At 66.0% G+C, this 12449-nt stretch carries 15 protein-coding genes; 5 read left to right on the forward strand and 10 right to left on the reverse strand.

The window, feature by feature from the left end:
* Positions 1-104 precede the first annotated feature (104 nt).
* The gene (soxR, locus tag FIU94_RS01655; RefSeq protein WP_152464130.1) at positions 105-560 is read right to left on the reverse strand and encodes a redox-sensitive transcriptional activator SoxR; all 456 of its coding nucleotides are present in this window, start codon (positions 558-560) and stop codon (positions 105-107) included.
* Between the two features lie 81 nt (positions 561-641).
* Here soxR and FIU94_RS01660 point away from each other — a divergent pair, with 81 nt between their 5' ends.
* From FIU94_RS01660 to FIU94_RS01670, 3 genes are all read left to right on the forward strand, one after another.
* Positions 642-1022, forward strand: coding sequence for a VOC family protein (locus tag FIU94_RS01660; protein WP_152464131.1), 381 nt, complete (start codon positions 642-644; stop codon positions 1020-1022).
* Between the two features lie 137 nt (positions 1023-1159).
* Entirely contained in the window at positions 1160-1630 is a 471-nt protein-coding gene (greA, locus tag FIU94_RS01665) for a transcription elongation factor GreA (protein WP_152464132.1), read from the forward strand.
* A gap of 15 nt (positions 1631-1645) precedes the next feature.
* Positions 1646-2692, forward strand: a complete 1047-nt coding sequence (locus FIU94_RS01670) for a hypothetical protein (RefSeq protein WP_152464133.1) — start codon at positions 1646-1648, stop codon at positions 2690-2692.
* 273 nt (positions 2693-2965) lie between these two features.
* Here the strand turns inward: FIU94_RS01670 and glp are convergent, their stop codons facing one another.
* The 4 genes from glp to FIU94_RS01690 all read right to left on the reverse strand — a co-directional run bounded on the left by glp (position 2966) and on the right by FIU94_RS01690 (position 7194).
* Positions 2966-5077 carry a gephyrin-like molybdotransferase Glp gene (glp, locus tag FIU94_RS01675; RefSeq protein ID WP_152464134.1) on the reverse strand — a complete coding sequence of 704 codons (2112 nt, stop codon included), beginning with the start codon at positions 5075-5077 and terminating at the stop codon, positions 2966-2968.
* Entirely contained in the window at positions 5074-5565 is a 492-nt protein-coding gene (mobB, locus tag FIU94_RS01680; protein ID WP_152464135.1) for a molybdopterin-guanine dinucleotide biosynthesis protein B, read from the reverse strand. The genes glp and mobB overlap by 4 nt, the downstream gene beginning before the upstream one ends.
* Entirely contained in the window at positions 5562-6164 is a 603-nt protein-coding gene (gene mobA, locus FIU94_RS01685; RefSeq protein ID WP_152464136.1) for a molybdenum cofactor guanylyltransferase MobA, read from the reverse strand. Before mobA ends, mobB begins: the two co-directional genes overlap by 4 nt.
* 148 nt (positions 6165-6312) lie before the next feature.
* Positions 6313-7194 carry a formate dehydrogenase accessory sulfurtransferase FdhD gene (locus FIU94_RS01690; RefSeq protein WP_254702589.1) on the reverse strand — a complete coding sequence of 294 codons (882 nt, stop codon included), beginning with the start codon at positions 7192-7194 and terminating at the stop codon, positions 6313-6315.
* A 54-nt stretch (positions 7195-7248) separates the two neighbouring features.
* Here FIU94_RS01690 and FIU94_RS01695 point away from each other — a divergent pair, with 54 nt between their 5' ends.
* Both FIU94_RS01695 and FIU94_RS01700 read left to right on the forward strand, forming a co-directional pair.
* Entirely contained in the window at positions 7249-7968 is a 720-nt protein-coding gene (locus FIU94_RS01695) for an AzlC family ABC transporter permease (RefSeq protein ID WP_152464137.1), read from the forward strand.
* Positions 7965-8291, forward strand: coding sequence for an AzlD domain-containing protein (locus FIU94_RS01700; protein WP_152464138.1), 327 nt, complete (start codon positions 7965-7967; stop codon positions 8289-8291). Before FIU94_RS01695 ends, FIU94_RS01700 begins: the two co-directional genes overlap by 4 nt.
* A 3-nt stretch (positions 8292-8294) precedes the next feature.
* On the opposite strand, the gene FIU94_RS01705 is transcribed toward FIU94_RS01700, so the two are convergent.
* The 5 genes from FIU94_RS01705 to FIU94_RS01725 all read right to left on the reverse strand — a co-directional run bounded on the left by FIU94_RS01705 (position 8295) and on the right by FIU94_RS01725 (position 12414).
* Complete coding sequence (locus tag FIU94_RS01705; RefSeq protein WP_152466912.1) at positions 8295-8894, reverse strand: hypothetical protein; 600 nt, start codon at positions 8892-8894, stop codon at positions 8295-8297.
* A gap of 67 nt (positions 8895-8961) precedes the next feature.
* Positions 8962-9096, reverse strand: coding sequence for an aa3-type cytochrome c oxidase subunit IV (locus tag FIU94_RS01710; protein ID WP_152464139.1), 135 nt, complete (start codon positions 9094-9096; stop codon positions 8962-8964).
* An 80-nt stretch (positions 9097-9176) separates the two neighbouring features.
* Positions 9177-9659, reverse strand: coding sequence for a DUF6173 family protein (locus tag FIU94_RS01715; RefSeq protein ID WP_152464140.1), 483 nt, complete (start codon positions 9657-9659; stop codon positions 9177-9179).
* Between the two features lie 2 nt (positions 9660-9661).
* Entirely contained in the window at positions 9662-10717 is a 1056-nt protein-coding gene (locus FIU94_RS01720; protein ID WP_152464141.1) for an MBL fold metallo-hydrolase, read from the reverse strand.
* Positions 10717-12414: an acyl-CoA dehydrogenase gene (locus tag FIU94_RS01725; RefSeq protein WP_152464142.1), complete on the reverse strand. Its 1698-nt coding sequence runs from the start codon at positions 12412-12414 to the stop codon at positions 10717-10719. The genes FIU94_RS01720 and FIU94_RS01725 overlap by 1 nt, the downstream gene beginning before the upstream one ends.
* Between the last annotated feature and the right edge of the window lie 35 nt (positions 12415-12449).

Below are 12449 nucleotides of genomic sequence, written 5' to 3' on the forward strand. Positions count from 1 at the left end.
CGCCTTTGCAATCGGGACGTGGGGTGAAATTTCGCGCAAATCAGCGCGCCACGGGGTGGCAACGCGTTGTCACGCCGCATGTTCCCGTTTCCGCCTCCCGGTGATCAGCCTTCCGGGCGATCACCCATCAGATAGCGCGGCCCCTGCCCGCGGTCCGCTGCCCGATCCGCGGGGTTGTAGAGCGCGCAACTGTCCAGGCTGAGACACCCGCAGCCGATGCAGCTGTCCAGGTTGTCACGCAGCTGCGTCATCGCGTCGATCCGCTGATCCAGCGCGGCCCGGAACCCGGCGCTGATCTGCGCCCAGTCCGCCTTGGTCGGCGTTCGCCCCCCTGGCAGCCGGTCCAGCTCTGCCTTGATCTGCGGCAGGGTAAAGCCGAACTGCTGCGCGATCATGACGAAACTCAGCCGCCGCAGGTCGGCCCGCTGAAACCGCCGCTGGCCCCCGGCATTGCGCCAGGGACGTATCAGGCCCTGCGCTTCGTAGTACCGGATGGCGGATACCGCCAGCCCGGTCCGATCTGCCAGCGCCCCGATTGACAACCCGTCGTTCACAGCCATGAAAAATTCCTCGGAAAAAAGCTTGACCTAAAGTGAGGTTCAGCAATTACGCTGGAAAGATCAACAATAACGGAGAGACCGATGGCCGCACTGCTTGAACACGCCAACTACACCGTATCCGACCCCGCCGCGACCGCCGCCTGGATGGTCAAGCTGTTCGGATGGCATATCCGCTGGCAGGGCGATGCCAAAGCGGGCGGGTATACGATCCATGTCGGGTCCGAAGATCACTACCTCGCGCTCTACAACCCGCGCGGCGCGACCGACGCGGCGAACGACAGCTATACCCGGATTGCAGGGCTCAACCACATCGCGGTGGTGGTCGACGATCTGGATGCCACCGAGGCGGCGATCAAGGCGCATGGATTCAAAACCGGCAATCACGCGGACTACGAGCCGGGCCGCCGGTTCTACTTTCACGACGACGACGGCATCGAATACGAGGTTGTCAATTACAGCTGACCGCGACCCCGCGCCGATCCGAAACCGACCCCTTGCAATCGGATGCAACTTTGGGTCACTTGGTGTCCAACCAAGCAACCAAGGCCGCTCCCGGCAGCAGACCGGGGTGCGGCCTTCCTGACGTGGACGGACAGCCCATGGAAAAGATCCCGATGACCCGCGCGGGCCACACCGCGCTGGAAGCCGAACTGAAGCAGCTCAAGAGCGTGGAGCGCCCCGCCATCATCAAGGCCATCGCCGAAGCGCGCGAGCATGGCGATCTGTCCGAGAACGCGGAATACCACTCTGCCAAGGAAAAGCAGTCCTTCATCGAAGGGCGCATCAAGGAACTGGAGGGCGTGATCTCGCTGGCGGAGGTCATCGACCCGGCAAAGATGTCCGGCCCGATCAAGTTCGGCGCGACCGTGACGCTGGTGGACGAGGACACGGACGAGGAAAAGACCTATCAGATCGTGGGCGAATACGAGGCCAAGATCGAAGACGGTTTGCTGAACATCAAATCGCCCATCGCCCGCGCGCTGATCGGCAAGGAAGAGGGCGATTCGGTCGAAGTTCGCACACCGGGGGGCGAAAAATCCTATGAGGTTCTCAAGATCGTCTACGCCTGACATGAGGCTGACAGCATGACCGATGCACCCGAACCCACCGCCACCGACCAGCCGCCGGCGGAAAGATCGGCCCGCGTGACCCCGCTGGGCATCTACGACAAGCCCAAACCCGATCTGATCACCCCGGTCGAGGTGATCGCCATCGCGCTCAGCGCGGTCTGGCTCGTGGGCTCGGGGATATTCTTTGTCTTTGTCGGTTCCGGCCCCGAGACGGAAACTGAATCGGGTGGCCTGCGGTTCCTGATGACCATGCTGGCGATTTTCATGCCCGTCGGCATGATCTGGGTCGCGGCCACCGCGGCACGGGCCAGCCGGGTCATGCGGGAAGAAAGCCAGCGCCTGCAAGCTGCCATCGACGCAATCCGCCAATCCTATATCTCCCAACAGCAGGGCGGACACATGCGTGCCGAATCTTCAGTGGCGCGCAAGCTGGACGAGATCGCCGCCGCCACCCGCAAGACGGAGACGGCGCTGGCCACGTTCCAGTCCCGCCGCGACGACCGCGCGCGGCCTGCGCCGCCCGCTGCGGCGCCGCAGGTGGACGACCAGCCCACGCTCGCCCTCGGCACGCAGGCCTCCGATATGGTCCCGATGCTGGCGACCGAGGATTTCATCCGCGCGCTGAACTTCCCCGAAACCGCCGAGGATGAAACCGGTTTCGCCTCCTTGCGCCGCGCGCTCAAGGACCGGGCCGCCAAGCAACTGATCCAGGCTGCGCAGGATGTTCTGACCCTGCTCAGTCAGGACGGCATCTACATGGACGACCTGCGCCCCGACCGTGCCCGGCCCGAGGTCTGGCGCCAGTTCGCCCAGGGCGCGCGCGGGCGTCCCATCGCGGCCCTTGGCGGCATCCGGGACCGGTCGTCATTGGCGCTGAGCAACGCGCGGATGAAGCAGGACCCGATCTTCCGCGACGCCGCGCATCACTTCCTGCGCCGGTTCGACAAGACCTTCGCCGCGTTTGAACAAAATGCCTCGGACGGCGAGATCTCGGCCCTTGCCGACACCCGCACCGCCCGTGCCTTCATGCTGCTGGGCCGCTGTGCCGGGACGTTCGATTGAGCGGGGCCAGGTCGTGTTGACATCCATTCTCGCCCACCCGCGCGAGACGGATTTTGCCGCTGGCGCCCTGATGTGAGCGCAGCAATGTGATCATTGGAAGCGAACATCCGGGATGGCAGAGGCAAAATCCGCCGCGCCCCGCAGGGGTTTCGCCAAAATTGCCCATTTCTGCGTTAAGAGAGCCTGAAATAGCTGGCTATTCCTGCGCTCTCTTGCCTGGAACTGAGCACTTTTGGACTGAAACGGGTGGGCGAAAATGGATGTCAACACGACCTAAACCCCGAAACTGCCGTAGGGAATAAACCGCACCATATCGCCCGGTGCCACCTCTGCTGCGGGTTCGGGCAGGTCAACCAGCCCTTCGGCCCAGCTGAGCCCGCTGATCCGCCCCGACCCTTCGGAGGCAAAGACCTCGGCCCTGCCGTCCCGGATGCGGGCGCGCAGATACTCTCGGCGGCCCGCCTTCTTGCGCTTTGAAAACGCGGCGGGCACGTCAAAGCCCAAAGGCTCCGACCAGTCCTGTCCCGCCAGCACTGCCAGCGCGGGCCGCGCAAAGATCAATGTGCAGACCATCGCCGCCACCGGATTTCCCGGCAGGCCAAAGACGGGCTTGCCCCGCCACATCCCCAGTGCCAGCGGACGGCCCGGTTTGACCGCGATGCGCCACAGGCCCATGGTCCCGGCCTCCTGCAGCAGGGCCGAGACGTGATCTTCGTCCCCCGCAGAGGCGCCGCCGCTGGTCAGGATCACATCCACCCGGCCCGCCGCATCGTCCAACATTCGCCGCAGCGCCTCGCGGTCGTCGCCCACCCGGCCCAGATCGACCGGGCGGTGGCCGAATCCGGCCACCAACCCCTGCAGCATGGGGCGGTTCGCGTCGAATATCTGCCCGTCCGATGCCGCCTCGCCCGGCTCGACCAGTTCGTCGCCCGTGGACAGCACGCCGACCCGCAGCGGGGCGCGGACCGCGACCTCGGCCCTCCCCGTCGCCGCCAGCAGCGCAAGGTCGGAAGCGGTGATGCGCCGCCCTGCCTGCAAGACGCGGTCGCCCGCCTTTACGTCCTCCCCCGCCTGCCGGGTGTTGGCCCCCGCCTTGATCGGCCCCCGAAAGCTGATCGCGCCACCGTCCAGCGCCACATCCTCCTGCAGCACAACGGTATCCACACCCTCGGGCAGGGCCGCGCCGGTCAGGACACGGATCGCCTGACCCGCCGGGACCGCCCCCGGACGGTCCCCCGCTGCGGCACGCCCCGGCGCCAGCGGCAACCGGTGCGGCCCCGGTCCGCGTGCCCCGGCAAAGCCATAGCCATCGACCGCCGTGTTCGGCAGCGGCGGGTTCGCCCGCGCGGCCAGGACGTCTTGGGCCGCGATGCGTCCCGACGCGGCGGTGAGCGGCACCGGCTCAATGCCCGTCACCGGCTGCATCCGGCTGCGCAGATGCGTCAGAGCCTCCGCCACCGGTGTCCAGTGCACCCCCGGCGGCAAGGCGAAACAATCGTTGCGCAAGGGCGGCGCATCCTCCGCCGCCGCTGCCGCACGCAGGGCATCCGCCTGCCCCACACCCAGCGACCAGCCTTCTGTCGCATCGCCTTCGTTCAGCAGCGCATCCAGCACCTCCGGCGCCAGCCGCGACAGCGCCCGCGCCAGCACCCGCACCTGCGCGCGGTCCATGATTTCATCCCCTTCGCGCGCGGCGGCGACCGCGTCGGAGATGAGCGAAGGATAGATCTCCACCAGCACCAGTGGCGCATCGCCCCGCTGAAACGGGGCCACGCGCAGCGCATCGCCATAGTGCGCCCGCAGGGATTGCAGACGCGGGATGCCCAGCAGCGCCTGCGAGCCGACCGATCCGGTGGTGTAGAGCTTCCAGCCCGGTTGCGAGCGGGTCATGTCGGCATGGCGCTCCACCCCCCGCCGCTCGGGCAGACCATGCCCCTGCCGCTGCGAGCCGCGGGCGGGCAGCACCGCGTCCTCCTGCCCCGCCGGACAGCCCCAGAACGGCCCCACGCCCGGAAACCGCGCGTTCAGCGCACGCGCCACGTCGAACCGGTTGTTGGAATTGTCGGGGGCGTCCTCGATCATGTCGGCCAGCACTGGCCACAGGCCAAGCGGATCGTCCGAGCCCGTCAGCGCACGGGCGAAACCCACCGGATAGGCAAAGGAGAAATCGAAGCCCGCCACCACGCGCCGTCCCGCCGCGAGTTCCGCGTCAAAGAGCGTCCGAAGCGCCCCCATCGCATCGTGGCGGGTGCGGTGATAGGAACACTCGGGCGCCGCGCCCCGCCGCGCGACGGCGATCCAGATGGAATCGGCGGTGGGCTTTCGGGGTGACGGCGTTGCGCGGGCAGACCAGTCTACCACCACGAAGGTGTCGAATCCGCTCACAGCCCCACCTCGGCCAGAATGAAATCCGCCACCGCACGGGTGTCGTTCAGGTCGAACACCGGTCGGTCGAGGTCGAGCGGCACGTCGCTGGCCACCGCCCGCACGGTGGGATCGTCCGGCGCGATCAGCGGATTGCCGGTCTCGGCGCGGTGCGCTTCCACCTTGGGATGCGCGTCGCGCTTGTAGCCTTCGATCAGCACCAGATCGACCGGCGACAGCCGGGCCAGAAGATGCTCCAGCGTCGGTTCATCTTCGTCGCGCAATTCGTGCATCAGGGCAAACCGGCTGCGCGAGGCCAGCAGAACCTCGGTGGCCCCCGCCACCCGGTGGCGGTGGCTGTCCTTGCCGGGGTGATCGACGTCGAAAGTGTGATGCGCGTGTTTGACGGTCGATACCCGCAGGCCGCGCCCGGTGATCTCGGCCACCAGCCGTTCCATCAGCCCGGTCTTGCCCGCGTTCTTCCAGCCGACGACGCCGTAGAGTCTCATAACATCGCCTCGGCCCGAGCGAGGTCGTCGGGCGTGTTGATGTTGAAGAACGCGGCCTCGTCAGGGAACAAGGCCTCGCGCCCCGCGTGACGGTCCGTCCATTGCACGACCTTGCGCATCCCGTCTTCAAGCGATGCACGAAGGTCATCGCGTAACCCTACGGGCCACAAGCCAAAAGTCGGATGGCGCGCGCGACCGCGTTCGGCGTCCGGCGAGGCGGCCAGCACCAGCGGTTGTGCCATGCCTTCGCCAGCCAACAGCAGTTGCGGCACCAGATCGCAGGGAAAGAACGGCGTGTCGGCGGCGGCGGTCACGATGGCATCAGCCCCCTGTTCCGCCGCCCAGTCGAGACCTGCCAGCACCCCCGCCAGAGGTCCGGCGTAGCCGTCGATGCTGTCGGCCAGCACCGGCAGCCCCAGCGCCGCGAACCGCGCGGCATTCCCGTTGGCATTCAGCGCCAGCGACGCGACCTGCGGGGCCAGCCGCTCGATCACCCGGTCGAGCACGGACACACCGCCGAGCCGCAACAACCCCTTGTCTCCGCCGCCCATGCGCGTTGCCTGACCCCCTGCGAGGATGACACCCAACGGCTGCTTCATCAGCGGCACCCCCGCAGGTCCGCGGCAAGAAAATTCAAATTTTCTTGGCAAAATTCTTGCAAGAATTTTCCCCCGCTCAATCTGACCCCTCCCCGCGCGTTTCCGGTCAAGTTTTGTCCCTCCGACACCGGGGTAAACAACACCGCCATCACGCGCCCCCCTTTCGCCCCGACCGTCCCGGTTCGTCGGCCACGGTCCGTGGATCCACATCGCGCACCAGCCTGTCCTGCCCGCTCAGACAGATGAACCGCCGCCCCTTCAGCCGACCGATCAGGGTCAGCCCCACCTGGCGGGCGATCTCAACCCCCCAGGCGGTGAAACCGGACCGCGAGGCAAGTACCGGGATGCCCATCATCGCCGTCTTGATCACCATTTCCGAGGTCAGCCGCCCGGTGGTGTAGAGGATCTTGTCCGCGCCCCCGACCCCTTCGGACAGCATCCAGCCCGCGATCTTGTCCACGGCGTTGTGACGGCCCACGTCCTCCATGTAGACCAGCGCACGCCCGTCCTGGCACAGGACCGTGCCGTGGATCGCGCCTGCGGCAAGATACAGGCTGGGCGTCCGATTGATCCTGGCCGACAGCGCATAAAGCGCAGAGGTGGCCACGGGGGTCTGCGGCAGGCGCACCTGGTCGAGCCCCTCCATCATGTCGCCGAACACGGTGCCCACGGCGCAGCCCGACGTCCGCGTCCTGCGGCGCATCTTGTCCTCGTAATCAGTCTGCCGCGCGGTCCGGACGACGACGGTTTCCAGTTCCTCGTCGTAGTCGACACGGGTGATTTCGTCGTCCGCGTCCAGCATCCGCTGGTTGCGCAGAAAGCCGAGCGCCAGGTATTCGGGATAGTCCCCGATGGTCATGGCGGTGACGACCTCCTGCCGGTTGAGGTAGATCGTCAGCGGACGTTCCTCGACCACTTGCAGGTCGGTTTCCGCGCCGTCCTGATCCACGCCGCGCACAGCGCGCGTCAGCCGCGCTGCCGCGGGATCGGGCGCGATCAGATATTCCGAAAGATCCGGGTCCTGTGCCAATTGTATCCCCTTTTGTAACAGGCTACCCCTGTGGCCGTAATCTAGGGGCATCGCATGGCCATCACCACCACCAAATCCGCCTACCTGAAGGGCATGGCCGACAGCGCGCCGTTTATTCTGGTGATCATTCCCTTTGCCGCGCTCTTTGGCCTGCTGGCCACCGAAGCGGGCCTTTCGGTGATCGAGGCGCTGTCGTTCTCGGTCGTCGTTATCGCCGGAGCGGCGCAGTTCACCGCCCTGCAGCTGATGCAGGAACAGGCCCCCACCATCATCGTGCTGGCCTCGGCGCTGGCGGTCAATCTTCGGATGGCGATGTATTCCGCTTCTCTCACACCCTGGATCGGGGCGGCGCCGCTGTGGCAGCGGGCGCTGGCCGCCTATCTGACAGTGGACCAGTCCTACGTGGTCTCTGTCGGCCAGTTCGAGAAACAGCCGGACATGACCGTCCCGCAGCGGATGGCCTATTTCTTTGGCTGCGTCACGCCGATCGTGCCTTTATGGTACGCCTTTACCTTCATCGGCGCGTACCTGGGCGCGCGGGTGCCTGAAGAATGGGCACTGGACTTCGCCATTCCCATCACGTTTCTCGCAATGATCGCGCCGATGTTCCGCACGCTGGCGCATGTGGTCGCGGCGTTGGTCGCGGTCGTGGCGAGCCTCATTGCGATTGCAGTACCCTATTCGCTGGGCGTCATCATCGCGGGGCTGGCCGGCATGCTGGCGGGGGCGCAGGTCGAATACTGGATGACCCGCCGGTCGGAGACGCGCACATGATCGACAAGACGACCCTTTGGATCGTGATCGTTGGTCTGGGGCTGGGCAGCTTCTTTCTGCGGTTCGTCTTTACCGGCCTCGTGGGGGACAGAGCGATGCCGGAATGGCTGCTGCGGCACCTGCGTTATACGGCGGTCGCCGTGCTGCCGGCGCTGGTGGCCCCGCAGGTGATCTGGCCAAATGCGACAGGAGGAGAGACCGACCCGGCCCGTCTGGCCGCCGCCGTGGTCACACTGGCCGTCGGAATCCTCAGCAAAAGCGTGATCGGCGCCATCCTGTCGGGGGCGGCGACGCTTTTTGGTTTGCTGTACCTGTTGGGCTGACCGCTACTGCGCGACGATCACGCCCGCTGCAAGCGCGTCGGTCACATTGCCATCGTCGTCTTCGTAATAGCGGGTGGTGGTCACGCCGGGACGCTTCGCGATCTGCTGCATGAGCTTTTCGGGATAAAAGGTCACGTCGATGTCCCCGAACCCCGGCACCTTGCGCAGCAGCGAGGTGGTGGCATTGGCGCAATAGGCCCCCGGCACCGCCCCGTTGGACTGCACCAGCCGCAACGCGGTTTCCGCCTGTTCGGGGGTAACGACCATTTCCTGGGTGACGACATGGAACGTCGACCGGGCATGCGCGGATTTGTAGGCCTGAAGCCAGCCCGGAGTCATGCCATAGATCACGTCGCCACGTTCCACGACACGCTCCTCGCGGAACGATCCCGCAGGATCAAAGATCACCTGTTGCGAACCATTCACCAAAAGCGCGGTATGCCCGCCCTTGCCGGTGCGGTTGTTGATCACGGTGATGACGCTGATCTTCTTGGGACCCGGCGCACGAAAAGCGGCGGCGGCGACCGCGTCAGGCGATGCGTCGGGGCTGGTATCGACGGCGCACCCGGCAAGCAGGGCAGCGACGACAAGGCCGGTCAACAGGCGTTTCACTGGCACTACTCCGATAGGGGATGCGATTGCCCGGCACCGCGCGGTGCCGGCAGCGGCGTCAGCGGATGAACATCGCCATCAGCACCAGCAGCACGAGGATCACGATCGACGTGCGGGTCACAAAGGACATGAAGGATGCAAAGGTCTTTTCCTGCACCGTGACGTCCATCTTGCCATGTTCATGTTCGGCCATCTGAAGGGTCCCTCATTTCGATGTTTGCGGCTGACTAACCTATTCGTTCCGCGCTGTCACGACCCGAAAGCGGCGGAAGGTCACGTTGTCGCGGGCTGTTGCCCCGCCTCTTTCTCAAGGTCCTGGACCAGCCGGAAACCGATCCGGTTGGGCGCCTCGCCCTTCACCGCCTTGGGCAGTGCGCGGAGGATCACGTTCAACTGGCTGACGTGCTGGATCTGCTGCATTCTGCCGCCCGCCGGATCGGCGCCGTAAAAGGTGATGATATCGGGGTCGAAGTACCCCATGCCGACGATCCGCAAAACCCCGGCATCGGCCCCGGTAAAACCCATGGCGACTTCGTGGTCGGCATCCAGCTGTTCTTCGAATTTCTTGAGGTAGAGCACGATCCGCTCGTACGCCCACTGGGCCGGGGATTTCTGGGCCACGGATTTGCCGCCAGCCGTACCCGGCACTTCCTCGTCCTGAGCCTGGAGGTTTTCGCGGTCGATCCGGACTTCGTAGCGCCGTGGCAGAACCTCGGCCTCGAAGGCTTCGGCTGCGGTCTTGATCTCGTTGTCCATGCTCACCCCTTGCTCTGATACACCCAGGCTCCGTCGTCCTGCCGCAGGCTGCGGCTGGCCCGGCCCGTCTGGTAAAGGTGGCTCAGATGGGCGACGGCTTCAACCAGGGCGAGGCCATATTCCCCTTCGCCGATCTTGCGCTTGAACAGGGGCGCAAAGCATTCCGAGGCTGATTTGGGCGTCTCGATGTAGGCTGTCAGCCGCCGCAGCGCGCCATGATGGTTCTCGATCAGCTGCGCCATCCGTTTGGGCAGCCCGGTGAAGGGCAGCTTGTGCCCGCCCAGCACCAGGTGATCGGGCCGTGCCAACGGGGCCAGCCGCTCGCAGGCCTCCAGCCATTCGCCGATGGGGTCGGCCATCGGTTCGGTCGCATAGACCCCGACATTGGGGCTGATCGACGGCAGGATCTGGTCGCCCGCGATCACAAGGTCGTCGTCCCGGCTCCAGAAGGTGGCATGTTCCGGCGCATGCCCGTTGCCGATATGCACGTCCCAGGTGCGCCCGCCCATGACGATGGTGTCGTCCTGCTTGATCCGCGTGTAGCCCAGCGGCATCGGATCGACCACATCGGCGAAGTTGAAGGGCCTGTCGGTGCTGCGTTTTTCCAGGATATCGCTATGCATACCGGATTGACGGTAAAAGCTGAGTGTCTCCGCCGGGGCGACCTCTTGCGCGTCCAGCGTCAGCATCCGCGCCGTCAGCCAGGCGGTGCGGGTTGTGACCAGTTCCGCCCCGTGTTCGGTCTGGAACCAGCCGGCGAGGCCCACATGGTCGGGATGGTGATGCGTGACAACGACGCGGCCAACCGGCTTGCCGCCCAATGGACCCGCCAGCACCTCGGCCCAGATCGCCTTGGATTTCTTCGACGAAAAGCCGGTGTCGATGATGGTCCAGCTGTCCCCTTCATCCAGCGCGTAGACATTGACGTGGTCGAGCTTCATCGGCAGCGGCAACCGCAGCCAAAGCACCCCCGGCGCGACCTCGATCGCCTCCGTTCCATCCGCCGTGGGCGGGGTTTCCCAAGGATAGCGAAGACCGGCAGGGGCAGTATCGGCCATCAGGCAACCAGGTCTTCGGCGGTGACCGCAAAGAGGTCGGCCTCGCCCGCCTGGGCGTGGGACAGCAGACCGGCGTATTCCGGCAACAGCCGCTGGATGTAGAACCGCGCAAGCCTTTCGCGCGGGCCACCCTTGTCGATCATCGCGGCCTTGAGGTGCAGATGCCCCCCCAGCACCCGCGCAAAGGCGCGCAGATAGGGGACCGCACCGGCGAAACGCGCCTGCATGTTGTCCTGCGCCACCAGCCAGTCGGTGGCCTCGCGCAGGCTTTCACAGGCCTGCCAGACCGCATCGGCCATATTGGGAAAGCTGTCGCGCGCCTGTTCGATGTCCGCTTCCATCTCGTCCAGCAGCGCCCCCGCCGCATCGCCGCCGTCCATCATCTTGCGGCCCACAAGGTCCATCGCCTGGATGCCGTTGGTGCCTTCGTAGATCGCGGTGACGCGCACGTCGCGGGCGAACTGCGCCGCGCCGGTTTCCTCGACAAACCCCATGCCGCCGTGAACCTGCACCCCGGTCTGGGCGACCTCGATGCCCACATCGGTGCCAAAGGCCTTGGCAATCGGGGTCAGCAACGCGGCCCGCGCCTTCCAGGCGGCATCGCCGGTGGCATTGCCCATGTCGATGGCATGTGCGCAGGACATGGCAATCGCCCGCGCGACATAGATGTCGGCCTTCATGGTTGCCAGCATCCGGCGGACGTCGGCGTGTTCGATGATCGTGCCCTTGCCGCCCTGCCTGCGTTCCTGCGCATAGGCCAGCGCGTGCTGGTAGGCGCCTTCCGCCGCGCCGACGCCCTGCCCGCCGACACCCAGACGCGCGTTGTTCATCATGGTGAACATCGCCGCCATGCCGCCCTGTTCCGGCCCGACCAGCCAGCCGGTGGCGCCGTCGTATTCCATCACCGCGGTGGGCGAACCGTGCAGCCCCAGCTTATGCTCCAGGCTCACGACCTTCAGGCCGTTCCGCTTGCCCGGATTGCCATCCGCGTCGGGCAGGAACTTCGGCACCAGGAACAGGCTGATCCCCTTGGTGCCCGCGGGCGCGCCCGGCAGCCGCGCCAGCACCAGGTGGCAGACGTTCTCTGCAAAGTCGTTGTCGCCCCAGGAGATGTAGATCTTCTGCCCGGAAATGGCATATGTCCCGTCGCCGTTTTCTTCCGCCTTGGTCGACAACGCCCCGACGTCCGACCCGGCCTGCGGTTCCGTCAGGTTCATCGTGCCGGTCCATTCGCCCGAGATGAGCTTGGGCAGATACAGCGCCTTGATCTCGTCCGACGCGTGATGCTCCAGCGCCTCGATCTGGCCCTGGCTCATCAGGGGGGCCAGCTGCAGCGACAGGCAGGCGCCACTCATCATTTCGTTCACGGCCGTGTTCAGCATCATCGGCAGCCCCATGCCACCGTGCTCCGGGTCGGCGGTGATCCCGATCCAGCCGCCCTCGGCAATGGCGCGGAATCCTTCGGCAAAGCCGGGCGAGGTGCGCACCACGCCGTTTTCCAGTCTGGCGGGGTGCAGGTCGCCGGGTCGCTGAAGCGGGGCCAGGACCTCATCACACATCCTGCCCGCTTCCGACAGGATCGCGCGGGTCACGTCCTCCGTCGCCTCGGCGAAACGGTCCGTGGCGCGCAACGCCTCCATGTCCAGGACCTGCTCGATCAGGAAGGCGTATTCGTCTGTGGCGGCTTGGTATGGCATGTCTCTCTCTCCCGATGGGGGCGGCAGTGGCTTGG

Origin of the sequence: Sulfitobacter sp. THAF37 (assembly GCF_009363555.1) — a bacterium.
Classification (GTDB): Bacteria; Pseudomonadota; Alphaproteobacteria; order Rhodobacterales; family Rhodobacteraceae; genus Sulfitobacter.

What these genes read in the sequence shown, in the direction of transcription:
- FIU94_RS01670 (WP_152464133.1), top strand. Translation starts at nt 1,646, where the DNA reads ATGACCGATGCACCCGAACCCACCGCCACCGACCAGCCGCCGGCGGAA.
- FIU94_RS01710 (WP_152464139.1), bottom strand. Translation starts at nt 9,096, where the DNA reads ATGGCCGAACATGAACATGGCAAGATGGACGTCACGGTGCAGGAAAAG.
- FIU94_RS01725 (WP_152464142.1), bottom strand. Translation starts at nt 12,414, where the DNA reads ATGCCATACCAAGCCGCCACAGACGAATACGCCTTCCTGATCGAGCAG.
- mobA (WP_152464136.1), bottom strand. Translation starts at nt 6,164, where the DNA reads ATGAAGCAGCCGTTGGGTGTCATCCTCGCAGGGGGTCAGGCAACGCGC.
- soxR (WP_152464130.1), bottom strand. Translation starts at nt 560, where the DNA reads ATGGCTGTGAACGACGGGTTGTCAATCGGGGCGCTGGCAGATCGGACC.
- FIU94_RS01695 (WP_152464137.1), top strand. Translation starts at nt 7,249, where the DNA reads ATGGCCATCACCACCACCAAATCCGCCTACCTGAAGGGCATGGCCGAC.
- mobB (WP_152464135.1), bottom strand. Translation starts at nt 5,565, where the DNA reads ATGAGACTCTACGGCGTCGTCGGCTGGAAGAACGCGGGCAAGACCGGG.
- FIU94_RS01715 (WP_152464140.1), bottom strand. Translation starts at nt 9,659, where the DNA reads ATGGACAACGAGATCAAGACCGCAGCCGAAGCCTTCGAGGCCGAGGTT.
- FIU94_RS01720 (WP_152464141.1), bottom strand. Translation starts at nt 10,717, where the DNA reads ATGGCCGATACTGCCCCTGCCGGTCTTCGCTATCCTTGGGAAACCCCG.
- FIU94_RS01660 (WP_152464131.1), top strand. Translation starts at nt 642, where the DNA reads ATGGCCGCACTGCTTGAACACGCCAACTACACCGTATCCGACCCCGCC.
- greA (WP_152464132.1), top strand. Translation starts at nt 1,160, where the DNA reads ATGGAAAAGATCCCGATGACCCGCGCGGGCCACACCGCGCTGGAAGCC.
- FIU94_RS01700 (WP_152464138.1), top strand. Translation starts at nt 7,965, where the DNA reads ATGATCGACAAGACGACCCTTTGGATCGTGATCGTTGGTCTGGGGCTG.